A 20,671-nucleotide genomic window follows, 5' to 3' on the forward strand; every position below is an offset into this window, starting at 1 on the left:
TTCTGGCGCTATGCCACTGCGGGCTGGGCTGCCAGATTTCTGGATGCTTGGTGCAAAAGAACCATGAGGTCACGCATCATCCCGATGAAGAAGATTGCCAAGATGCTGCGCTCGCATCGGGAGCTGTTACTCAACTGGTTTCGGACCAAAGGGCAGGTTGCCTTGGGGGCCGTAGAAGGATTCAACAACAAGGCTAAAGTGACGTCACGTAAAGCATACGGTTTCAGAAACTTTGAAGTGATGAAAATCGCCTTGTATCATACACTTGGCAACCTGCCAGAACCTGAGGCTACCCACAGATTCTGCTGAAGAGCCTTATATAGACTATAATTATTATAAATCATTTTCTGTAGCCTGCACTACAACAGGCCAATTTATATTCAGGTCTTTGTAAAAATCTTAGGATTTACGGCAATTTCATGACTCGGTGGGAAAAATAAGCCCAGCATAACCTCTGTGCTAACCTCTTGACATGGAAGTGATTGATGCCTAAAAGCTTAGGGCTATTTTTGGTCAACAAAGTGTGAAAATGCAACAAATCTCGATTCCCGATTCGTCGAAGATTTTGGCGAGAAGATTAAAACGCCTTTCCCGGAATTGGACCGGTCGTCGCCTTTACCTGATTACATTATGCAAACAACTGTTCATTCATGTTGAGGTATATTTCTTTCGATAATATTGAAGCTCACACAGGGTGTACTCATTCACTTCTTTTCATTTTTTGTATGAGCTTCCGGCCGAAAAGTTTCGGTCCGTTGCTACAAGGATGCCGCCAAACACGACGGTCGAACCAGCAAGAATCAAAGGTAATGAAAAGCCGCCCTGTTGATCAGCTAGAAGTCCCGCCAATGGGGGGCCAATAACTTGACCTGCTCCAAAGCAGACTGTCAAAATGGCGGCGGCGCGCCGTGCATCAGCACCGGAGCGTCTAGTCCCTTCGGCCATCGCCAAAGAGACAATTCCGAGGAAGGTGCCACCAAAAATAATGGCGGCCAGTCCAGCACTGAATGGTTGTGTTGCAATGCTACTCAGCAAAATGCCGCACGCTTGAAGAAGGTAGGCTAAAGTCAGTGCATGACGTACTCCGATTCTGTAAGCTATTTGCTGCCAGATGACGGTGGAGGGGGCTGCGGCGAGCCCCACCGCAACCCAACTCCAGGGTGCAAATCGGGCCAGCCCTGCTGTATGGGTAATCATAGTCACCAGAAATGTTGCGCTGACAATGTAGCCAACCCCTTCCAGAAAATAGGCGGTTGCCAATCTGCTAATACCTGTAAGAGTTCCTGTAGATGGCGATGAAACGCTCGGGATAGAAACCGCTCCCCGACGTTTGCCCGCCACCAAGATTCCGACTAGGGACAAAATCATTGAAATTCCCCCCATTCCAAGCCAGGCAGCACTCCAGCCACCAAATCTATCCAAAATCTGAGTAAACACACCACTTAGCGCAATTCCCAATCCGATCCCGCCATAGAGAGCACTGCTCCAACGACTGTGGGAGCTGCGAACCATGGTTTCCGTCACCTCTATGGCTATAACTACGAAAAGCATTGCACTTGCGACACCAGATATCAGGCGTAGCGCGCCCCACCAATATGGTGATTGAGTAAATCCCATCAAAAAGGTCGTGGCGATGCAAGCCACTAGTGCTGTCACGTTAACACTCGTATAACGTAAAATATGTGGGCATACTGCGCAGATCAGCGCCCCCGCCAGATATCCGGCATAGTTGAGAGAAGCCAGACCACCTGCAAGGCTGTTGCTGATCCCCAGATCACGCTGCATCAAGGGGAGAATCGGCGTAAAGGCAAAACGGCCAATTCCCATGGCTACCATCATGCCAAGCATGCCACCAATGAGAACCCACAATGCTGATCGTTGCGTGTTAGCAATTACCCTATCTTTTTGTTTCGAACTTTTCACGTAATCACGCTTACTCCAGCTTTACGGAACGACTCTGTGCTATTGAGCTGGTTATTCTGATCATCTATCATTAGCTTCATCGTTCCTACCAACGCAAGCGAGCCCTATTTGACAGCCTTTCTAAGCTTGGTAACAGATTCTCCACCAATTCCCCAATTGTCAGTATCCACTTCGTCTATTACAACCACAGTAGTAGCCGGATTCTTTCCCAACACATCAACCAATAGTTGAGTAGCTCCTTTGATCAAGGCACTTTTCTGTTCGGTTGTTGCCCCTTCACGAGTAATTTTGATGTTGACGTAAGGCATCAGTTTTCTCCTTTCAAATAGTATTACTTAAGTTCCTGTCACACATTCGTTCACGGCTTTTTCAGATATCTAGTCTTCAAGTTGTAGCCGATCATCCATTCCGCCAGACTTCGCTTGGGAAGCCTTTTTAGAAGTTCAGCTGCAACCGCATCACTGCCCATACCACGCGCCAGCAACTCACTCGCTATTTGGTCGAACTGTTCCAGGTACACTTTCATTTCCCGCAGATCTTTCTTTGAAGAAAGCGGGCCGTGACCAGGAACAATACGATCGACATCCATGGCAAGCAGGGAATTAAGGGTTGTCACCCAGCCACTAAAATCTCCGTCAGCCAGATAGGGATGAAAATCGGTGAACAGGATATCGCCACTGAACAGAATTTTTTCTTTAGACAGGTAAACGACCACACTTCCTTGAGTATGGGACGGCGCTGTACGGATCAGCTCAACAATCTCTCCCCCCAAATTGATGGTGAGCCGTTCGCTGAAAGCGAGTGTCGGCAGCACAATCACTGTGCCGGCCATATCCTCTGACTTAAGTCCATAGTTGCCGGCATTTTTCAGAATATCTGCACCGTTGGCGGCTAGGAACGCCTGGTCAGCCTCATGGGAGATCACTGTGGCTCCCAGCTTGGCGAAGACGCAGTTGCCGAGCGCATGATCCAGATGGGTGTGGGTATTAACAACGTATTTGATCGGCTTACTGGTTACTTTGCGTATATCTGACAGAAACCGCTCCCCCTCCTTAGCCGAAATCAGGGTGTCAACAACCAGCACGCCATCTTCGCAGACGACAATCCCTGCATTGGCGGCGAAGCTGTTGGCAGGGGAAGCATCCTTGACGCCTACATAGGCATAGACGTTGTCGGACAGTTTGGTCAGTTCGGCAGAGGCAACTTGGGCAATCAGAAACAACAGGATGGTCAACAACGGTGTCACTCGTGTTTTCATGGTATCCTCCTCGGCATATTCATTTTTTCAGCCATTTTTATACAATCGTGTGCAATATAACCTTACGGAAGGTCTGATCGCGCTCAGTTCAATGTTTTGAAACAGTAATTTCCTTGATCATATACACCGAGAGTTCTCCGTACGTTTTGAGGTTTGATAATTGTACCGGGTCCAACAGATCAAAAATCTTGAACCCATGCCTAATCCAAAATCCCATGGAATCCTGAACAGAGACCAGAGAAGAATATGTCAATCCTTTCTGCAACGCTCTGTCACAGGCATGTCGGACTAGCGCCGATCCGATGCCGTGTCCTTTCATTCGGTCGGAAACAGCAAGATCATGTAAATAGAGACTTTCAGCGTTATCCGGTATATCGAAGCACCCTCCCAGCGGAGTTACTTTCCCGATGATTGATCTATACGCAACCAGATATGCCCCTACACCTTCATTGTCTTCTGCGACCCAAGCAGTGTCGGGAGCCCCGACAAGCCTAGTCCGCATAGTCGATTCGTCTTCCAACGCTACAGAGACGTAGCATTCCGCCTGAACCTGAAAAACGGAATGGACATCTTCTTGCGTCATTGGCCGGAGCAGTAAGCTTCTCATACAGATTCACGTGAAATCACACAACTTAGCTTAAGGCTGAACTTCGAAGGGGTCATTGGATTTTTTCGGCTTCTTCTTGACTCTGCTTGCAACACTCAGAGCTTTTCTGGCCCACATATGCATAACCTCCTGGTCTTCGAAAACTTCTGGAGGCGCCTCAAAATACTGCATAGTCACCGTCTTGCCGCGCGAAACATAGGTAAACGGCATCAAGCCTTTTATCTCAAACTCATGTCGAGTACTTGGGTCCGCTTTGAAGTACAACCTGTCATCGACTATGATTGCAAATATGCGATCATCCAAGTAAACGCCATAGCCGCTGAACATGGCGCGTACCCTTAGATCCCCAATTAGCGCCAATTGTTCGATAACAAGCGCTACAAACTCGTTGTACCGAGACATAACCAGACCACCTACCCCTTTGCCTGTGAATGTTCAATGTTGTGTGTCAATTGCCGACAGTACTAACATAGACCGTAATTAATCAAGTGGCTGGAATACTTCATATCAGTTCCCAGTATATGATTTTGAAGCCACTCTTTGAGAAATTCCAATATTTCTATTGTAAAAACAAATCCTACTTCGTTCACACGACGGTTTAAATCAAGGGCTTTCAAAGTGAATTGATCGTGTTCAATTTTGTGGGAGTGAAATCCGGAAAAGTTGGATTTCTGCATATACTTTTCTTCAGTCTCAAAATGAGTTTTTGCATAATTTACCATTGAACCAACTATTTCCTTCTGCACGTCACGACCTTTCTGTGCAATGTGTGCGTCATGTAACGTATTAAGCATGCTAATCAATGTTTTATGTTGATCATCTATTTCCTTTACTTTGACACTAAAGGTATCCGCCCACTGTAAATAAGACATATTCCCCACCTTTGATTGGTTTGTTCTTCAAAGTACTTTAACAACGCGGTGTGCCAGATTATGGCCACTTGGTATCTATGGATTCTCACCAACAGCCGAAGGTTTGCTCGCTCCATGCCGGACATTTTCGTTGGGATTCTCCTCAAGGAGCGACTTTAGCCTGGTGATGAACGTCCCCGACGGTTTCAGTTTCGGATGAGATCTATAAAGAGCTGCAACACGACGAGATTCTTCAAGCTGCCGGATTTTCGCCAACACCCCGGGGAACTGGTTCGCCTGTGCAAGTGACGGCGCAAATAACAGCTTCTTTGGCACTACTCGACCCAGCTCGATCGCTGTTGCCAACCTTCGGTGACATCGGCATGCATTGTCAGGATTCACCAACCCACATCGTGAAGTCATAAATGATAGGATGGTTGATTGTGCCCGCGATAACCTTTTCCGATATGCAGCACGAGATATATCCAGTACCTCGGCAGCTTCGCTGTGATCAAGTTCGATGATTTCACCAAGCACATATGCCAAACGATGGTTACGATCAAGACACATCAACATGGCCAGAGTGCAGCCGATTTTGACCTCCTCAAGAAGCAATTCTCTGTCGATATCATATTCGATGCGTAGCGAGCTATCCGAGAGCCCTCTTCCGAGGTCTTCGCCGAATGCCTCGAAAGATATGGATTGTTGTTCCATGCGTTTCTTGCCAAGAGAGAGCAAGGTATTGCATGCAATCCGATACACCCAGGTTCGAAAGCTACTGTCACCTCGGAATCCACCGAGGCCGGTGATTACGCGAATGAGTATCTCCTGGGTTGCGTCCTCTGCATCCTGAGGGTGCCAAAGAAAGCGAACCGCAACACCGTATGCATCCTGTTGAACAGTACGAATTACTGTTTCCAAGGCGGTGCGGTCGCCTTCCTTGGCAAGGGCTACTTCCGAATCGAGACTTTTGTCTCGTTGTTCGGATGTCAACTCATGCCTCATGTTCGAGTAACTCTTTGAGCTTGTTAAGCTCTTCTGTAAGTGTTTGGGCCTGCGCTTCCAGGGCACCCTCAAGCTGTTCCAACGGCACTGGCGGCAGAGTCAGAACGAATGTGAATACGCAGCTTTTCGAGTCAATTGGCACCAACCGAGAGAATGCACTTGCTACGCTCCCGTCAGGGAATGTCATTATCCAGTCAATAGTGCCTTGCTCTTCTGAAGAAGGCACTGAAAGACCAATTTCCACCTCGCCGTTAGGTGTTCGCAAAACAGCACCACTTTTCGTTACAGATGCAAATGCACTTGTCCACTGCGGCAGATTCGTGGGGTCCGCTATGTAAGCAAAAGCCCTCTTCATGTCTACCTGCAGCTCAACTCCTTTTACGTCAAATCTTTTCATGGTACTTCCTCCTTGTGTGTTATGCCGATTTACTCGGTTGTTCTTTAGACTCACAAAACACACAGGGTGTGACCGATAAAAATGTTTTTTTAAACATATTTTGTACGACTATGGGGTCAATACAAAATTGACTAATTGATCTATGCCTTTCCCCATACCATCGGGCTTGAAGTCTAATTTCTCGAGAGGTGTCTCTAGACGGTTAACCCAAACTGTAGGGTAGCCAAACCATTTAGCTCCAGCCGCATCCCATCCCCCAAAAGCTGCAAATGCTATGTTCTCTTTAGGAAGACGAAATGCATCAATTCCCATCTGATAGGCTAGAGGACTTGGCTTGTAAGCTTGAACGCTGTCTGTGCTCAGATAAAACTCAAACGCACTCTCAATGCCAGAATTTCTTGTATTGGCTCGCATCATTTCTTCAGTTAAGTTGGAAACAAAAGCAAGCCGTATATTATTGTTCTTAAATTGTTGCAAGGCCGGTTTAATGTCTGGCCAAATTTCTAATTTGAACCAGATGGATATCAATTCTTTTTGTTTTTCAAGTGGCAGGACAAGCTTTAAACTTTCTGCTGAAAATACTAGTGCATCCTCTATCACCGCATCAAAACTCTTGTAATGCGCACCGACTGTACGCAACCACGAATAGCCGAATATTTTCGCAAACCATAGTTGAGCGAGCGCGTCGCCTTTTTCTGGAAATAATTTCTTTGTTAATCCGAAAATAGGTCTTGGGTCAAATATGACGAAACCATCAAAACCAATAGCTTTTATTTTAGGTTTTTTCTGTGCAAAGACGGACCTCGGTAATGAACTAATTGCAACACTTGCAGCGGCGAGCTTGATAAGTTGTCTACGATTTAATAACATGATTTTCTCTCCTTTCCGACGTGGGATATCTCTGAACAATCGACAAGATTGCAACTATGGGCTACTGAATTTCCGAATTACCATCAAGCATCTTTTTCAAAGTAGACGCATCGCGCATTCCCACCACAATCCTGCCATCCGACATGACCAGAGTGGGCGTTGCCGAGATTCCATTGGCATTAGCGAAAGCAATTATCGCATCGAGTTTTTTCTTGCTGTTCTCTTGGGTCGGCTTTGGAATATCCTGTCCTGCAAAAGCATTGTCCATCAGTTCAAGATTCATAGCTTCCAATAAGGTGCGTGATTTGTCATAGGAGTTTGGATGCATGTCCAAGGGGAAGAACATTAAATGAATGGCCAAGTCCCGATCCAATTTAGCCAACTTTTTCAGTTCAGTATGCCCCGATCTGCAATATGGGCAGTCAGGCTCGCTAAAAACATAGAGTTTTTTTGAACCTTTGGGATTACCCATGACCAGAGAATTTTCGACCGGTATTTTCGAAACATCGACAGACGTCGCCTGTTTTGGTTGAATCAGATTCTGTTGGAAGGAAGAAACAGGTTGGAGAGTGTCGAAACTGACGAGAACTCCCTGAAATAGATGTTTTTTGCCGTAATCGATAAATACGATGCCTTGCTTGCCGTCTTTCTCTGCCAGCACCTCAAAGAGCCCTTTAGACGGGGACTGCTTAACCGATTTAGCAGTTGCACCGATTTTTGAGAGAAGTGTCGTGGCGTCTTTTTCGGAAAGCGAATGACAGGACGTGCAATCTCCACCACATCCATTAGTTGGCATGGCAAATGAGATTGATGCAGTGACCAAAGATAATGTAATGACAAATATTAGTTCCTTAAACATGGTAACCTCTCTCGAATTCGTGATAAATAGTGAAACAAATCGAATTGACAAGTCGTTGAGCTAGAATCTCCGTTATCAAACCTAATCTTGTACCTCCGCAACGTAAACTCCATCGTGTATCCCTCCCACGCAGGATTTGCATCCCACCACGGACCTGATTGAAATTCTCGCTCTTCCATGCTTGTCGAGAGTCTTAAGAAACTTCTGCCACGAACTTCTCGATGGCATGGATGTGTCAGCCATGAAGTCCGAATCAATTGGACGAATGAAATTGAATTCGGACTTTTGAATAACAAGTTGGCTCCGGATATCCAACTCATTCAACTTTAAAAAGAGAAACGTCCAACCGCTCAGAATTGCCAGCGCGGATATGCTTCCGCCGAAAGCACTACTCTTGTGGTTGATATTTCTATCCAAAGGAGCAAAGAGGATCAATGATGTATCGTCATATGATTGAGTTCTTACACCCATTGCAACCGAGATAGGAAAACAGATATGAATTACATCGTCGATTTCACCCAAACCCTGAACTGAATTCAATTGCGTGGTAATCATGTTTTACTCACTTCAATTCCTGCCAATATGATCAAAATGTCTCTGAGGGTTGGCTCAGTAAAACCCAAGAACTCGAAAGCTAATTTAATCTCTAAGGGTAAATTCCCGGCCCCTTGGGGCGATTTAAGTATCAACTAAGGTTACAGATACCCCGCTGCTTGCGGCGGGGTTATTCATTAATGACAAAACAAGCTGATTCCAATCAGGATTATCATGACTCGTCTAACAGCCCGATGTTCCATCCTGAAATGACGACAGTAACTTCCTCCAGGCTACCTTGGCAGCCACTACACTGAGAACGAGAACAAAGAGAGGTATCAATGGAGGTTTGATGCCAATGGGGAGCACTTCAGGAGGCACTCCGGGTTGAAGATGAACATACGTCGCGATCAACATCTCAACGAAAAGGCTGAAGCATGCGACTAGCAATATCTGGTACCTGCGCCTTTCTTTCCAAATACTCAGCTGGGGCAATATGAAAAGAATTCCAGTTGCCATCTCTCCAAGTTTACCCGCAAGGATGGCAGCATGCGGCAAGTGGCTTTGTTGAATCTGAACTTCAAACCATCCATTAATTGGGGTAAAGAACTTAAGAAATCCGAACATGAACATCAGGATTCCGAGAAAAATTGAAATTCCCCTAAAAACCGATAGAGGTATGATGCCGTCTATTCCTTCATTTCTATATTTATTCATTGTTTTTCTCTCTAAATGTAAGTTACTGAGGCGGGCCAGGCCGGCCTTGCAAAAATTTTGTGGACTGAAGGGTTCAAGCAAGACTTTTCAACTGCGTTCAGAAATTCAATAAAAAACTTGGCTAATTAAGTACTTTCACCCACCGTGTTCTGTTTAACCTGCTGAATCCAAAGCGTTGATAGAGTGACTCCACGCGACTGTGCTCAGCATCGATCTCAAGGTCAACCGCTACTATACTTGCAGCACGCGCCCGATCTAGTGCCGCACTAACTAACGCAGCCCCGATTCCTCTGCAGCGGTGACTGGGGGTAACGTAAAGCTCTTCAAGCCAAGCGACCAACCCGCAGTGTTCTGCGCTCAGAATAGTAACGATGTAGGCGACACCAACCGCTTGGTTGTCCTCTCGTGCTAGCAACAGAAAACCACGCTTAATGTCCGTTGCAACTTGTTCTAACACACCCAGTATGTAATAACTCCTCAGCGACCTCATAAGAGCGCATTCCTCCCACCAACATCAGAGGGATTGTCACTTGCTGCTTGTAGTGCTCTGCTGTCCGTGTCAAACTTTCAACAAGTCTTATCGGTCTCACATCCCACCTATTTTATGCCTGCCAGAGCATTCAGAATATCTTGCGGGTCAGCGCGGTGGGTATAATCGACGTCAGTAAACGCATATATAATTTTTCCAGATCGAGAAATGACATACGTAGCCGGAACTGGTAAATTCCAATCGGGATTACCCTGGGTCTTTTCAAGATCGACCCCAAACTCTTTGTATATCTCTTTCAGCTCTGGAGGCACGCCAAATACAAGGCCGAATTTTGCAGCAAGTTCGTTTCCATTGTCGGTAAGTATGTCAAACCCGAGTTTCTTCTTTTCATGTGTGATACTTGTTAGATCAGGTTTTTCGGGAGTTACGGCAACGAGTCTGGCTCCGCGCTTCTGAAAACTGGAAAGGTGTTTTTGATAAGCAATTAATTGAGCACTGCAGAAAGGACACCAGCTACCACGATAGAAGGTAAGAATAACTGGACCTTCCTTAAGAAGGTTCTTCAGTGAAACCATCTTTCCGTATGAATTTTTCAAGGAGAATTGAGGTGCTTTCTGACCCACTTTCAATGCATTGTCAGTCAATTTTGATATTCTGAGTTTCTCAGTTGCTTCATCCATGACTTTCTTCTTTTCAGGTGGTATCATGTTGGCAAACGAAGCTGACAACAACCTGAGTTGATCTTTTAACGTCAAAGAAATGAGATTTTTATCCAGAAATTCCTTAATATCCTTCTCTGAAGTAAGTCCTGTAGCCCTACCTGTTTCCACGGTACCGTAGAATGAAATGAATGTGGCCTGAGCGGTAACGTGCAGTTCTTTTTTCAAGGCATCTTCTTTGTCGTAATTCACCTTGAATATGTGAATACCCTTTAGGCTTCCGGATTTCCCAAGGGATGCCAATGACTTGTTTTGAATGCTACATGTAGGACACCAGTCAGCATGAAAATGGAGAAGTATTTTTTCCCCGTTCTCTTGCGCCTTCTTGAAGGAATCAGGGGTATAACTTGTATCGGCATATGACATGCCAGTTAGGGCAAAGATTGCAAAGATAATCAGCACAGCTTTTTTCATGACGATTTCCTTTCTCAATAGCGTGTTATAAATCCAAGCCAGGTCTCCGGGGTTAACTCAAGTAATAAAGATTCAACGTACCGGTCATAGCCTATGATAATTGACAAACCGAACAGCATCATCAGCGCACCAAACAACTTCTTGAGCGTCAATAACACGCGTGTCTGCTGGCGGATCGTTTGTGTAAGACTTCGTGCACCGTATGCGAAAATGACGAGTGGAATAATTGAGCCCGCACCAAATACTAATATAATCAGAAAAGCCTTGCTCAACTGGCCCGTTTGACCGGCAAGACCAAAGGCAGCACCAAGACTCGGCCCACTGCATGGGGTCCACACAATCCCAAGAAAGAAGCCGTTTATGAATTCAGAAACCAATGGATAGCGAGCATCCGTCCCAGAAGGTGATGGGATGTGACTCAAGGTTGAAGAGAACAGCCCTGCAAAGAGTCCTGAAATTGTATCTGACACAAACAGGAGGCCACTTAATGTCAGAAACAACCCTGCAATCGGTCGAAGTATACTCGCCCCGACACCCAATATACTCCCTGTAGCTTGAAGAACGAGCGAACCACCGACAAAAGTTACAAGAATACCTGCTGAAAGTGCTATCGGCCCAAATTTGCTCTTGTTCAATGACGAGGCCGTTACGAATGTTAGGACCGGCAGTACACACGGGGACAGGGTCGATAACACGCCTGCAACGAAAGCGAGCAGTAAACTGATATTGTCTGCAGTCATTTCAATTTCCTTTCCGGTCAGGGCGCAGGAATACGCCCCTTGGGAATACCAGCTTCACAAGGCACTTTTGTCTGACACAGGCCACAACCTGTGTGTGCAACGCCATAAAGTCCTCCGACCGTCTTGATGGCGTCTTCATACACAAACTTTCGGCACCTTACCTTATCGTGCCCCATCGGCGTTATGGCACCTGCCGGGCAGCGTGTTATACAAAGGCCGCAACTACCTTCTCGGAAGTAGAGACAGTTGAACCTATGGTCTGAGTACGGTTGGGGGGAGGGCGTGAGTTTGAGGTTAGTGATAACACTACCACAGCGATGAGCTATCCCCTTCGGGGTGATTAAGGCATCATTGAGGCTGAATGTGCCGAGGCCACACGCATAGGCAGCATGACGCTCAGACCATGTTGATGCGATGCCGACGGGTGAATCCGACAATGTTCGCCAGGCAGGATGCAAAGGGGGTGCAATGGCCTGATAACCATGACCGATGAGGAAATATTCCATGTGCCTTCGGAGAGTACAGTTGAAATCTTCTCCATAACTCCGAGTCTGGGCCCACTCAAGGGAAGGATAGTTCGTCTCCATACGATTGCTCTTGCGGGTTGCTAAACTAATCGGCAGGATCCATGAGATGACCGTTCCCCTGAATTTCTCCGTCAGGTCGTCAGCCATAATTTCCTGCGGCGTCTGGTGAAAGTTACCAATAACTTTTTTGTACTGCTGGAACAGCGGGTCATCCGCTGCAGCGAAACCGACAAGTGGCTCTTCGAAGTATCGGTCGTCACCTCCAGGGAAACGGTTAACTCCGCTCTCCGAAACAAAACGCCTGATCTCGTTACGAATCATCTCTTCCATGGCGCCCCCATGAATACCTTCTTCTCAAATATATAGAAGTTATTGGGCAGTTTAACGTCATGCCCAGGACTGGAGTCAGCAGCCCTCTTTGCAATGGGCAATGGCCCTAAGTTGGTACCGTTTTCTCAGCATGATCTTCACCTCCTTTCATGGGAGACTATCTCAGCCGCTAGCGCCACATCACCCGGGCTTCATTGCGCTGCGGAATTCTGCGGTAGTGATATTTGGGCAGTCCAAACATCATAGCCTCATGCACCTCATAACCGTTCGGGACACCGAGTGCCTCCCGGAGTGTCGGTTGTTCACGAGCGGCCCAGGTCAGAAGTCCTGCCCAGCAGGTACCGATACCGTGTGCCGTAGCGGCAATCTCAAAATTAGCAAGGGCAATAGCACAATCCACCGAACTCCAGTTCCAGTCGCTTGGGCCAATAGTAACGGCCAAGTGCGGTGCACCGCGCAGAATCATATCCCGCCCCTGTTTCCAAAGATCGATGAAATGGGTATAACGGGATGCGCCACCAGTCTGTTGGAGCCAGTCGACGACGAGTCCTGCCAAACGATGTACCTCAGAGGAGTTATGTACAACTATCCATTGAACTGGCTGACGGTTCACAGCCGTGGGAGCCCAGCGGGTGGCATCGATCAGCGTACGGATTGTCTCGATGGGAACCGTTTCCGGACGGAATTCACGTATTGAGCGACGTCTCTTAAGAAGTTGCAACACCGCGTCAGATTGAACTACCAGGGAACTGCCAATAAGAGGAGATTCGGTGTTAGATATCTTTTCGTGGTGAACCGCGTCACGGGGGCACACAGCAACACAGTGGCCGCAGGCAAGACAACTCGCGTCCGCCCCCTCACGAAATTCCGGAAACCCTTCTCCATCCAAAGTAAATAAGTCAACCGGGCATACATCTCTGCAGCTGCCGTCTCTCCGGCAGTTTTCATGGTTTATGGTTACTAAACTCATTCATATCCTCCTTATTAATTAAAGCGTGGTGTCCGATTCAGTCAGCACATAAGTATCAGGAAACGGTACAGGCGCCTCCCACGCAGGTAGAATCGAGCCCCTCCTTGTTGATACCCTGCAGAGCGATAGCGGTCGTCACGCCAGCATTCACGGCAGACGCAACATCGATTGCCTGAATCAGCGCATCCCAAGGGATCCCACTCTCAATGGCACGTTTGATACGACTGCCGCTACAGGCAATGCAGCCGCGGGTCGCACTTACAGCAAGACCGATCAGCTGCTTTTCCCGATCCGTCAATTGATCACCCTCATGCGCAATTTCCAGCATCTTTTTTGCAGCAAAGTCTTCGAATTTCATGATTGTTCTCCTTGTGTATTTATCCGGTAACTTCCCATTTTGCGTCAGCAATGCCTCGCAAACGTTCACCAAGCATTTTCCCCAGTGACCGTGCCTGCATTAACGCCTCGGGCTGCTTATCGAGGTTCGGAATTATTTCAGGGGTAACCATGGTCCCCGGCTCGAAAAACATGTGAACAGCGCCAACTTTACATGTTTCGCAGTATCCGCAAGAGAAGCAGCTTGCTGCACCTTGTCCGGAGACCGTTCCAACGCACTCAATCTCGTTGTAGTCAAAGAAGGTTTTTATATTCTCGACCGATTTATCCCCGGAACTGCCTCCCACCCCGACTGCGACGCCAAGCTTCCCTGCAAGCGCCTTTCCTTCCTGGTGCCGGAACTGGTAAAAACGCTCTAGAAAACAGTGAGACAATCCGTTAAGCATAGAATAGTAATTTGCTGCCCCGATCACGTAAGCGTCTGCCTCGACAATCTTCTGTCGCAAACCCTGCATTTCATCGCTGACTTTGCAAGTATTGTCATTGATACAACCTAGACATGCGATACAGGGGCCGATTCGTTTTCCCGCCAGAGAGACGAATTCCGTTTCGCCGCCTATGGCATTCAAAACCTCTTTCACCAGTCTATCCGTTGAATGATCCTTACGTGGACTGCCTGAAATCCCAAGCACCTTCATAATTTCCTCCTTGAATGTTTGCTTGAATACTCCTGATGTGCGCGAATAGTTGCAACTTCCGAAATCAATACTTGAAAGTAATAGGGGAATTCGTCCCGTCGCAGTCTCACACTCCTTTTGAACCAGTCATTTGAATCGTAGATGATTGAAACGATGTCATGGACAACGCCGTGATAAATGCATCGCATATCTCGCTTTATACGTCGGTACTTGAGGGCCAGTCGTAATATGTAAAGAATCAAAACTACAGATGCTGTCACGACTGCACAAAGCATCATCACTATGAATGACCCCTCAGGCATATTGACCTCCTTTCTCTATAAATTTTTAGAAAACAAAGGGTGTTAACCAAAACCTTCAAGGCACCAATACGAGTTTTCCGGTTGTGCTCCGCCCTTCAAGTGCCTGATGAGCCTGCGTGACCTGCTCCAACGGATAGACTCCACCAATTGTCACTTTGAGCTGGTGACTAACTGCCAGATCGAACAGCTCAGCCAGGCTGTTTCGCAGACTCTCCAGCGTCAAGAGAGGTGCCACAGCGAAACCGGTGATTGATTGATTCTTGAAAATGAGCCCAAGCAGTTCAGGAACGCCCAGGTTGAATTCCTGGATGTTAAGTGAACCATAAATTACGACTTGACCCATTGGTGCTAATATGCCAAGACTCTCCTTTGTAATTGAGCCTCCTACTGATTCGTAGATGACGTCTGGGCCACTTCCTCCAGTTACAGCAAGCACCTCTTCCCCCCAACCCGGCTGCTTGTAGTTGATGCCGACGTCGGCACCTAACGAAAGAGCGAAATCAGTTTTCTGCGATGAACTCGCTGCTGCGATAACCATTTTTGCCCCAACACGTTTGGCAAGTTGGACAAGCAGTGATCCGACGCCACCTGCGGCCGCATTGATGAGGACAGTCTTCCCTTTTACTGGAGCTTGCTTAAGGAGGTATTGCGCTGTAAGACCTTGGACCATCAGAGCTGTCGAATCCTCGAACGAAAGCTCATCCGGCAATGGCACGACTAAAGCGGCGTCAGCCACCACGTACTCCGAATATCCCCCAATGAATACTCCTGCTCCAAACAAAGGAGCAGCGACTCTGGTACCAATCGTAACTCCATTGACATCTCTCCCAGTGCCAACGACCGTGCCAGAGACCTCAGTACCAAGGATTGCAGGGAGTTCAGGGGTCACCGCATATCTGTTCTCCCTCATAAGTGTCTCAGCGAAATTGATACCAGCCGCTCCAACTCGAACCAACACCTGACCGGAATTAGGTTTGGGGATAGATATATCCACGATTTCGAACACTTCTGGTCCTCCGAAACGATTGATTCTTGCTACTTTCATATTTGCCTCCTTTTAGCTGTACCAGCTTTCGTTATTTTGTAGTAGACTAGTCAACTAGTTAAAAAATAAAAAATATATCATCGTAGCAGTGAGGTAAAAAGCACATCTATAAAACCTTTCATCGGTTGCGGAGATTTCATTACTTTGGCTCGCAGAATTGCGCCCTCCCATCCGGAGAGAATAAAACAGGCCATCACATCAAGGTCAATATCTGTCGAAATTTCACCAGCTTTTTGTGCATCTCGCAAGCAGTCGACAAAACGTTCTTTCCACATGTTAAAAATCTCGTCAAGCCGGTCTCGGAAGCGTTCATTGAGATCAGCCAATTCCTGACCAAGATTTCCTATGAGGCAGCCTTTGCTGCACTGATTCTGGGTTATGCGTGTCAAAGTGCTTTCCAGAAAGTTATGAATTCGGTTAAGCGGTGTGACCTCTTCGTCGTTCAAAAAAGTATCCAACCGCTGTTCAAAGCGTTCTGCAAAGTGGTCGATCACAGCCAGACCGAAATCTTCCTTGCTTTTAAAATAATGATAAAATGAACCCTTAGGAACTCCGGCTTCCAGCAAGACAGCATCGATCCTTGTTGTGTTAAAGCCTTGGCGAGCAATAAGCTCAGTGCCAATCCTGATTATTTCACTGCGAGTATCTTTCTTCTGCATACTCGTATGCTAGACCGGATAGTCTAATATTGTCAAGTGTTTTAATGGTCTCTTCGATTTACGAAATATGGCGCGAAAACATAGTGCAGGTTGTCGCGGCGTGGCAAGTAAAATGATAAGTCAGTACTGGATGTATTTTCCAACCAGTCAAAAAAGCAAATTTCTATCCCTTACCCCTTTCAAACTACCCCCGGATTTCGCCTCGAATCTCGCGCCCAGCAAGACGTGTGAGTTGCTTCTGGTCCTTCAGCAGCACGCGGTGGTCCTGGATGTCGATAACCCCTCTTCGGCAGAGCGCGTTCAGCCCGGTGGAGACGGTCTCCCGTGTCGAGGCTATCAGACCGGCGTAATCGTTATGAGTAAGCCGCAGATCGATAAGCAGACCGTCCCGACCAGTAACGCCGAATTCGTTCGCCAGGGCGAGAAACGTCTTGGCCAGCCGCGCCTCGACGGAGGAATACAGCATATCCACCAGGCGGTTCTGGATCTTCCGGAGGCGCAGGCCGCTCAGCTTGGTGATCCGTGTCCCCAAGGCCGGGACCAACGCCATGAGCCGGTCAAAATTTTCGCGGCGCATCATGCAGAGGAGGGTCTCATCCAGCGCTTCTGCAATCACTTCGCTGCCGTCGGCATCGAGTCCCCCCTCAAGTTCGCCGAAGAGAGTGGACGGCCCGAGGATATCGATTATGAACTCATGCCCTTCCGCCGAGGTCCGCACCAGCTTGATGCTCCCCTTCTTGACGAAATAGACCGCCTGCTGCGCCGTCCCACGGAACGGAAGCAGCTGCCGTTTGCGCAGGTAGAGTGACTGGGAATCCCGGTCGATCACTCCGTACTCTTCGTCGCTCAAGCCGCTGAAGATGTCCAGTCGTTGCAGATACCAGAGTTTTTCATGCTCCATGTTCCTGCTCCCCTTCACATGATATGGCTCGCCATCACTTGTGCCGCTGCGGTACAATTTTGTAATGCGGCTTACAGAAAACATGCCGCCGCGTGTGTAGGATGAACTCAAACATACCTATCATGTTTGCAGCGGGGGACAAAGATGAAAAAGAAAATCTTGACGACAGCGGGGATTCTGGTTGCACTATTGGTGTTGGCAATGGCCGCCCGGCCGCATCTCGCGGTTCAGGCTGCAGGAAAGGAGACGACCATGACAGGGAACAAATATTCGAACGAGGAACTGAAACAGCGCCTGACTCCGATGCAGTACAGCGTCACCCGCAAGTCGGGGACCGAACCGCCGTTCGACAATGCCTACTGGAACGAGCACCGCGAAGGGCTCTACGTTGACATCGTCAGCGGTGAGCCGCTCTTCACCTCACAGGACAAGTTCGATTCCGGCACCGGCTGGCCCAGTTTTACCAGGCCAGTCGCCCCGGACCATGTGAAAGAGCATAAGGACAACACCTTCGGCATGACCAGGACAGAGGTCCGCTCAGCCGAGGCCGATTCCCACCTGGGGCATATCTTTACCGACGGACCGCGGGATAAAGGTGGCTTGCGCTACTGCATCAACTCCGCATCGCTCAGCTTCATCCCGGTGGATGAGCTGGAAAAGGCCGGCTACGGCACCTGGCTCCCCCTCTTCGGACGGAAGGCAGCGGCCGCTCCGGTGAAGCAGTATGCAACCCTGGCCGGCGGCTGTTTCTGGGGCATGCAGGACCTGCTGCGCAAACAGTCGGGGGTGATCACCACCGAGGTGGGCTATACCGGCGGGAACGTCCCGAACGCCACCTACCGCAACCATGAGGGACATGCCGAAGCGATACGGATCGAATTTGACCCGACCAAAACCAGCTATGAAGCCCTGCTCCGCTTCTTCTTCCGGATGCACGATCCAACCACCCTAAACCGCCAGGGAAACGATACCGGTTCCAGCTACCGGAGCGCCATCTTCTACCATGACGAAGAGCAGCAGCGGGTCGCCATGAAGGTCAAGGCCGAGGTCGATGCCAGCGGCAAATGGAAACGCCCGGTCGTCACCGAGATTACCGCGGCAGGCCCCTGGTGGCGCGCCGAGGAAAATCATCAGGACTACCTGGAGAAGAACCCGGGGGGATACACCTGCCACTGGGTACGGGAGTAGTGATGGCTCCGTGATGCGTATAAGCAGGGCAAATATGATTTTTTGTCACTTGTTAGTAATGATCGAAATAACATATAGTGACGATGCTGATTATTGCCTGGATCAAACTATGCTTGCCTTGAAAACGTACGATCTCCTTCCATGAGGGTTCATGAATATGAAAAGATAAACCAATGCTATCGGTACTTGATGTATCCTGATGACAATAGACACTCTTTCTTGATAAAACCCAAGACAAGGAGTCGTCATGAGAAAACAACAGCGTTACACCCCGGAGTTTCGATCTGAAGCAGTAAAACTTGTATTAGAGCAAGGCTTGCAACAATCGGTAGCCGCCAAGCGATTAAGTGTGCCAGAGGGGACGCTGGCTACTTGGGTAGCTGCCGTTAAGTCATCAACACAACCTTTACCACCTGGATCGCGTTCTGCTGCAGACGTCATGGCCGAAAATGCGAAGTTGCGTAAAGAGCTGGCAGAGGCTCGTATGGAGCGTGACATCTTAAAAAAGGCAACGGCGTACTTTGCAAGGGAATCGCTGCACGTTACGCGTTCATGAAGAAATGGCGATTCCTCTACCCTGTGACAGTCATGTGCCGCGTATTAGAAGTGTCACGCAGCGGCTTTTATATCTGGCTGCATCGTAAACCGTCGCGCCGCGCTCAAGAAGACGAACGTTTTAAGGTCGCCATTAAGGCCGCTCACACACGCACACGCGAGAGCTACAGCGCCCGTCGACTGCAGCCTGAGCTTGCTGCTGACGGATTTATAGCCGGTCGTGACCGCATTGCTCGCTTACGGCGGGAGCTTGGTATCCGTTGTCGCCAAAAACGTAAATTTAAGGCAACCACTAACTCCAAACACACACTGCCGGTGGCGGATAATCTGCTGAATCAGGACTTTACTCCCAGTACCCCAAACGAGATCTGGGTAACAGATATAACCTACATCCCGACCCAGGAAGGCTGGCTCTACCTGGCAGGAGTAAAAGACGTATTCACCTGTGAAATTGTAGGTTATGCCATGGCTGAACGCATGACACAGGAACTGACCGGTCGCGCCCTATTTCGAGCAGTGCAGCAGAAACGCCCTGCTGCCGGTTTGCTTCACCATTCTGACCGTGGCAGCCAATACTGCGCTCTCGATTATCAGAAGCTGGTCAAACAGTTTGGCATGATTCCGTCAATGAGCCGCAAAGGAAACTGTTACGACAACGCTCCAATGGAGAGTTTCTGGGGCAGCCTCAAAAACGAACTGGTACATCATTGCCGCTACGCAACTCGTGCAGAAGCAAAGGCTTCTATCCAAGAGTACATTGAAATCTTCTATAACCGCCAAAGACGACATTCACGTCTTGGCTATCTTTCACCAGCAGATTTTCTGCTGAATCACAACCAGCTGAAAAAAGCGGCTTGAGTTGGATGTGTCTACTGTTGACAGGACAGGTCAACTCTGTTACACTTCGACGGTGTGTTTAGCTTTCCAATTAGGTGCCATATGACGATTACGCTTGCATTTGATGTTTATGGAACCCTCATCGATACCCATGGTGTCGTAGTCGCTTTGGAAAATCATGTGGGGAATAAAGCACCTGAGTTTTCTCGCACCTGGCGTGAAAAACAGCTCGAATATTCATTCCGTCGAGGACTGATGCAGAATTACGAGAACTTCGCCAGATGCACCAGCGACGCTCTCGATTATACGTCTTCATACTTTAAAGTGTCTTTGAGTGAAAAAGACAAACAAGAATTGTTGGACGCATATAAAGTCTTGCCCGCATTCGATGATGCAAAAGAAGGGTTGGAACGGGCAAAGAAATCAGGATTCAGAATGTTCGCATTCTCAAACGGTAGTGCCGATGCAGTGGAAACCTTACTGACACATGCCGGCATCAGGGACTATTTTCTCGGAGTAGTGAGCGTAGATGAGGTCAAGACATTTAAGCCGAATCCTGGGGTCTATTGCCATTTCTTGAGACGAGCCGCAGCAACAGGTTCCGATGCATGGCTAATTGAAGGTTTTCAGTAAACCACCGGCTCTGCCGGTGAGACTTGAAAAGGCTCTGCCGTTCCAGCGATAGTTCCTCCTGAGGAAAGCCCCTAAAGGCAATCAACAGGAGGAACTGCCATGCGAGAGTGGCAAAGTTTAGCCCATGTAAAATGGGAGTGCAAATATCATGTTGTGATCGTGCCGAAATACCGTAAGAAGGTTCTTTACGGCAGGCTTCGAGGAGAAGTTGGCAAAATCATCCGTCAGTTATGTCGGCAGAAGGAAGTTGAACTTATCGAGGGTCATGCCATGCCTGACCACATCCATCTGGTGTTGAGTATTCCA

27 protein-coding genes are annotated in these 20,671 nt (G+C 48.2%); 5 read left to right on the plus strand and 22 right to left on the minus strand.

Going from position 1 to position 20,671, the window contains the following annotated elements:
* On the plus strand, positions 1 to 309 hold a 309-nt coding region (locus B5D39_RS16015), incomplete at its 5' end, for a transposase (RefSeq protein WP_139366663.1).
* A 405-nt stretch (positions 310 to 714) separates the two neighbouring features.
* Here B5D39_RS16015 and B5D39_RS16020 read toward each other — a convergent pair.
* The 22 genes from B5D39_RS16020 to B5D39_RS16130 form a co-directional block, all read right to left on the minus strand.
* Positions 715 to 1,923, minus strand: coding sequence for a YbfB/YjiJ family MFS transporter (locus B5D39_RS16020; RefSeq protein WP_078791514.1), 1,209 nt, complete (start codon positions 1,921 to 1,923; stop codon positions 715 to 717).
* A gap of 104 nt (positions 1,924 to 2,027) precedes the next feature.
* Positions 2,028 to 2,231: a 2-hydroxymuconate tautomerase family protein gene (locus B5D39_RS16025; protein WP_078791515.1), complete on the minus strand. Its 204-nt coding sequence runs from the start codon at positions 2,229 to 2,231 to the stop codon at positions 2,028 to 2,030.
* A gap of 50 nt (positions 2,232 to 2,281) precedes the next feature.
* Positions 2,282 to 3,181 carry an MBL fold metallo-hydrolase gene (locus tag B5D39_RS16030; RefSeq protein ID WP_078791516.1) on the minus strand — a complete coding sequence of 300 codons (900 nt, stop codon included), beginning with the start codon at positions 3,179 to 3,181 and terminating at the stop codon, positions 2,282 to 2,284.
* Positions 3,182 to 3,269: 88 nt separating this feature from the next.
* Positions 3,270 to 3,764 carry a GNAT family N-acetyltransferase gene (locus tag B5D39_RS16035; protein WP_078791536.1) on the minus strand — a complete coding sequence of 165 codons (495 nt, stop codon included), beginning with the start codon at positions 3,762 to 3,764 and terminating at the stop codon, positions 3,270 to 3,272.
* Between the two features lie 54 nt (positions 3,765 to 3,818).
* Positions 3,819 to 4,190: a TfoX/Sxy family protein gene (locus tag B5D39_RS16040; protein ID WP_078791517.1), complete on the minus strand. Its 372-nt coding sequence runs from the start codon at positions 4,188 to 4,190 to the stop codon at positions 3,819 to 3,821.
* A 62-nt stretch (positions 4,191 to 4,252) separates the two neighbouring features.
* The gene (locus B5D39_RS16045) at positions 4,253 to 4,660 is read right to left on the minus strand and encodes a bacteriohemerythrin (protein WP_078791518.1); all 408 of its coding nucleotides are present in this window, start codon (positions 4,658 to 4,660) and stop codon (positions 4,253 to 4,255) included.
* Positions 4,661 to 4,735: 75 nt separating this feature from the next.
* Complete coding sequence (locus tag B5D39_RS16050; protein ID WP_078791519.1) at positions 4,736 to 5,644, minus strand: RNA polymerase sigma factor; 909 nt, start codon at positions 5,642 to 5,644, stop codon at positions 4,736 to 4,738.
* Positions 5,634 to 6,041, minus strand: coding sequence for an SRPBCC family protein (locus B5D39_RS16055; RefSeq protein ID WP_078791520.1), 408 nt, complete (start codon positions 6,039 to 6,041; stop codon positions 5,634 to 5,636). The genes B5D39_RS16050 and B5D39_RS16055 overlap by 11 nt, the downstream gene beginning before the upstream one ends.
* 108 nt (positions 6,042 to 6,149) lie before the next feature.
* A complete protein-coding gene (locus B5D39_RS16060; protein ID WP_078791521.1) occupies positions 6,150 to 6,911 on the minus strand; it encodes a haloacid dehalogenase type II in 762 nt (253 codons plus the stop codon).
* A gap of 61 nt (positions 6,912 to 6,972) precedes the next feature.
* The gene (locus B5D39_RS16065) at positions 6,973 to 7,770 is read right to left on the minus strand and encodes a DsbC family protein (protein WP_078791522.1); all 798 of its coding nucleotides are present in this window, start codon (positions 7,768 to 7,770) and stop codon (positions 6,973 to 6,975) included.
* 81 nt (positions 7,771 to 7,851) lie between these two features.
* Complete coding sequence (locus tag B5D39_RS16070; protein WP_078791523.1) at positions 7,852 to 8,325, minus strand: YiiD C-terminal domain-containing protein; 474 nt, start codon at positions 8,323 to 8,325, stop codon at positions 7,852 to 7,854.
* A 222-nt stretch (positions 8,326 to 8,547) separates the two neighbouring features.
* Entirely contained in the window at positions 8,548 to 9,102 is a 555-nt protein-coding gene (locus B5D39_RS16075) for a hypothetical protein (RefSeq protein WP_208610610.1), read from the minus strand.
* Between the two features lie 40 nt (positions 9,103 to 9,142).
* A complete protein-coding gene (locus tag B5D39_RS17470; RefSeq protein WP_078791524.1) occupies positions 9,143 to 9,511 on the minus strand; it encodes a GNAT family N-acetyltransferase in 369 nt (122 codons plus the stop codon).
* 107 nt (positions 9,512 to 9,618) lie between these two features.
* Entirely contained in the window at positions 9,619 to 10,644 is a 1,026-nt protein-coding gene (locus B5D39_RS16085; protein WP_078791525.1) for a redoxin domain-containing protein, read from the minus strand.
* A 14-nt stretch (positions 10,645 to 10,658) separates the two neighbouring features.
* Complete coding sequence (locus tag B5D39_RS16090) at positions 10,659 to 11,384, minus strand: cytochrome c biogenesis CcdA family protein (protein ID WP_078791526.1); 726 nt, start codon at positions 11,382 to 11,384, stop codon at positions 10,659 to 10,661.
* Between the two features lie 17 nt (positions 11,385 to 11,401).
* Positions 11,402 to 12,241 carry a FeS-binding protein gene (locus B5D39_RS16095; protein WP_078791527.1) on the minus strand — a complete coding sequence of 280 codons (840 nt, stop codon included), beginning with the start codon at positions 12,239 to 12,241 and terminating at the stop codon, positions 11,402 to 11,404.
* Positions 12,242 to 12,410: 169 nt separating this feature from the next.
* A complete protein-coding gene (locus B5D39_RS16100) occupies positions 12,411 to 13,211 on the minus strand; it encodes a nitroreductase family protein (protein WP_078791528.1) in 801 nt (266 codons plus the stop codon).
* Positions 13,212 to 13,266: 55 nt separating this feature from the next.
* A complete protein-coding gene (locus B5D39_RS16105) occupies positions 13,267 to 13,569 on the minus strand; it encodes a carboxymuconolactone decarboxylase family protein (RefSeq protein ID WP_078791529.1) in 303 nt (100 codons plus the stop codon).
* A 19-nt stretch (positions 13,570 to 13,588) separates the two neighbouring features.
* Positions 13,589 to 14,245, minus strand: a complete 657-nt coding sequence (locus B5D39_RS16110; protein WP_078791530.1) for a flavodoxin family protein — start codon at positions 14,243 to 14,245, stop codon at positions 13,589 to 13,591.
* 357 nt (positions 14,246 to 14,602) lie between these two features.
* Positions 14,603 to 15,592 carry a quinone oxidoreductase family protein gene (locus tag B5D39_RS16120; protein ID WP_078791532.1) on the minus strand — a complete coding sequence of 330 codons (990 nt, stop codon included), beginning with the start codon at positions 15,590 to 15,592 and terminating at the stop codon, positions 14,603 to 14,605.
* 77 nt (positions 15,593 to 15,669) lie between these two features.
* Positions 15,670 to 16,251 (minus strand): TetR/AcrR family transcriptional regulator, encoded by a 582-nt coding sequence (locus B5D39_RS16125; protein ID WP_078791533.1) that lies wholly within the window; start codon positions 16,249 to 16,251, stop codon positions 15,670 to 15,672.
* A 184-nt stretch (positions 16,252 to 16,435) separates the two neighbouring features.
* On the minus strand, positions 16,436 to 17,152 hold the full coding sequence (locus B5D39_RS16130; protein WP_161947527.1) for a Crp/Fnr family transcriptional regulator: 717 nt from the start codon (positions 17,150 to 17,152) through the stop codon (positions 16,436 to 16,438).
* A 144-nt stretch (positions 17,153 to 17,296) separates the two neighbouring features.
* Here B5D39_RS16130 and B5D39_RS16135 point away from each other — a divergent pair, with 144 nt between their 5' ends.
* The 4 genes from B5D39_RS16135 to tnpA form a co-directional block, all read left to right on the plus strand.
* On the plus strand, positions 17,297 to 18,340 hold the full coding sequence (locus B5D39_RS16135; RefSeq protein WP_244161442.1) for a bifunctional methionine sulfoxide reductase B/A protein: 1,044 nt from the start codon (positions 17,297 to 17,299) through the stop codon (positions 18,338 to 18,340).
* 247 nt (positions 18,341 to 18,587) lie between these two features.
* Positions 18,588 to 19,753 (plus strand): IS3 family transposase gene (locus B5D39_RS16140; protein WP_425274657.1). Its coding sequence is split into 2 segments (ribosomal slippage): positions 18,588 to 18,837 and positions 18,837 to 19,753, totalling 1,167 coding nucleotides; the frame shifts between segments, so codons are not numbered across the junction.
* An 81-nt stretch (positions 19,754 to 19,834) separates the two neighbouring features.
* Positions 19,835 to 20,365, plus strand: a complete 531-nt coding sequence (locus B5D39_RS16145) for a haloacid dehalogenase type II (RefSeq protein WP_078791535.1) — start codon at positions 19,835 to 19,837, stop codon at positions 20,363 to 20,365.
* 99 nt (positions 20,366 to 20,464) lie between these two features.
* Positions 20,465 to 20,671, plus strand: a 207-nt coding sequence (gene tnpA, locus B5D39_RS16150; protein WP_139366797.1) for an IS200/IS605 family transposase, incomplete at its 3' end; no start/stop codon positions are given.

It is taken from the genome of Trichlorobacter thiogenes (genome assembly GCF_900167465.1).
GTDB classification, from domain to species: Bacteria; Desulfobacterota; Desulfuromonadia; order Geobacterales; family Pseudopelobacteraceae; genus Trichlorobacter; species Trichlorobacter thiogenes.

Bases quoted from the DNA above. Each gene is read 5' to 3' on its own strand.
- B5D39_RS16025 (WP_078791515.1), bottom strand. From the start codon at position 2,231: ATGCCTTACGTCAACATCAAAATTACTCGTGAAGGGGCAACAACCGAA.
- B5D39_RS16030 (WP_078791516.1), bottom strand. From the start codon at position 3,181: ATGAAAACACGAGTGACACCGTTGTTGACCATCCTGTTGTTTCTGATT.
- B5D39_RS16035 (WP_078791536.1), bottom strand. From the start codon at position 3,764: ATGACGCAAGAAGATGTCCATTCCGTTTTTCAGGTTCAGGCGGAATGC.
- B5D39_RS16040 (WP_078791517.1), bottom strand. From the start codon at position 4,190: ATGTCTCGGTACAACGAGTTTGTAGCGCTTGTTATCGAACAATTGGCG.
- B5D39_RS16045 (WP_078791518.1), bottom strand. From the start codon at position 4,660: ATGTCTTATTTACAGTGGGCGGATACCTTTAGTGTCAAAGTAAAGGAA.
- B5D39_RS16050 (WP_078791519.1), bottom strand. From the start codon at position 5,644: ATGAGGCATGAGTTGACATCCGAACAACGAGACAAAAGTCTCGATTCG.
- B5D39_RS16055 (WP_078791520.1), bottom strand. From the start codon at position 6,041: ATGAAAAGATTTGACGTAAAAGGAGTTGAGCTGCAGGTAGACATGAAG.
- B5D39_RS16060 (WP_078791521.1), bottom strand. From the start codon at position 6,911: ATGTTATTAAATCGTAGACAACTTATCAAGCTCGCCGCTGCAAGTGTT.
- B5D39_RS16065 (WP_078791522.1), bottom strand. From the start codon at position 7,770: ATGTTTAAGGAACTAATATTTGTCATTACATTATCTTTGGTCACTGCA.
- B5D39_RS16070 (WP_078791523.1), bottom strand. From the start codon at position 8,325: ATGATTACCACGCAATTGAATTCAGTTCAGGGTTTGGGTGAAATCGAC.
- B5D39_RS17470 (WP_078791524.1), bottom strand. From the start codon at position 9,511: ATGAGGTCGCTGAGGAGTTATTACATACTGGGTGTGTTAGAACAAGTT.
- B5D39_RS16085 (WP_078791525.1), bottom strand. From the start codon at position 10,644: ATGAAAAAAGCTGTGCTGATTATCTTTGCAATCTTTGCCCTAACTGGC.
- B5D39_RS16090 (WP_078791526.1), bottom strand. From the start codon at position 11,384: ATGACTGCAGACAATATCAGTTTACTGCTCGCTTTCGTTGCAGGCGTG.
- B5D39_RS16095 (WP_078791527.1), bottom strand. From the start codon at position 12,241: ATGGAAGAGATGATTCGTAACGAGATCAGGCGTTTTGTTTCGGAGAGC.
- B5D39_RS16100 (WP_078791528.1), bottom strand. From the start codon at position 13,211: ATGAGTTTAGTAACCATAAACCATGAAAACTGCCGGAGAGACGGCAGC.
- B5D39_RS16105 (WP_078791529.1), bottom strand. From the start codon at position 13,569: ATGAAATTCGAAGACTTTGCTGCAAAAAAGATGCTGGAAATTGCGCAT.
- B5D39_RS16110 (WP_078791530.1), bottom strand. From the start codon at position 14,245: ATGAAGGTGCTTGGGATTTCAGGCAGTCCACGTAAGGATCATTCAACG.
- B5D39_RS16120 (WP_078791532.1), bottom strand. From the start codon at position 15,592: ATGAAAGTAGCAAGAATCAATCGTTTCGGAGGACCAGAAGTGTTCGAA.
- B5D39_RS16125 (WP_078791533.1), bottom strand. From the start codon at position 16,251: ATGCAGAAGAAAGATACTCGCAGTGAAATAATCAGGATTGGCACTGAG.
- B5D39_RS16130 (WP_161947527.1), bottom strand. From the start codon at position 17,152: ATGGAGCATGAAAAACTCTGGTATCTGCAACGACTGGACATCTTCAGC.
- B5D39_RS16135 (WP_244161442.1), top strand. From the start codon at position 17,297: ATGAAAAAGAAAATCTTGACGACAGCGGGGATTCTGGTTGCACTATTG.
- B5D39_RS16145 (WP_078791535.1), top strand. From the start codon at position 19,835: ATGACGATTACGCTTGCATTTGATGTTTATGGAACCCTCATCGATACC.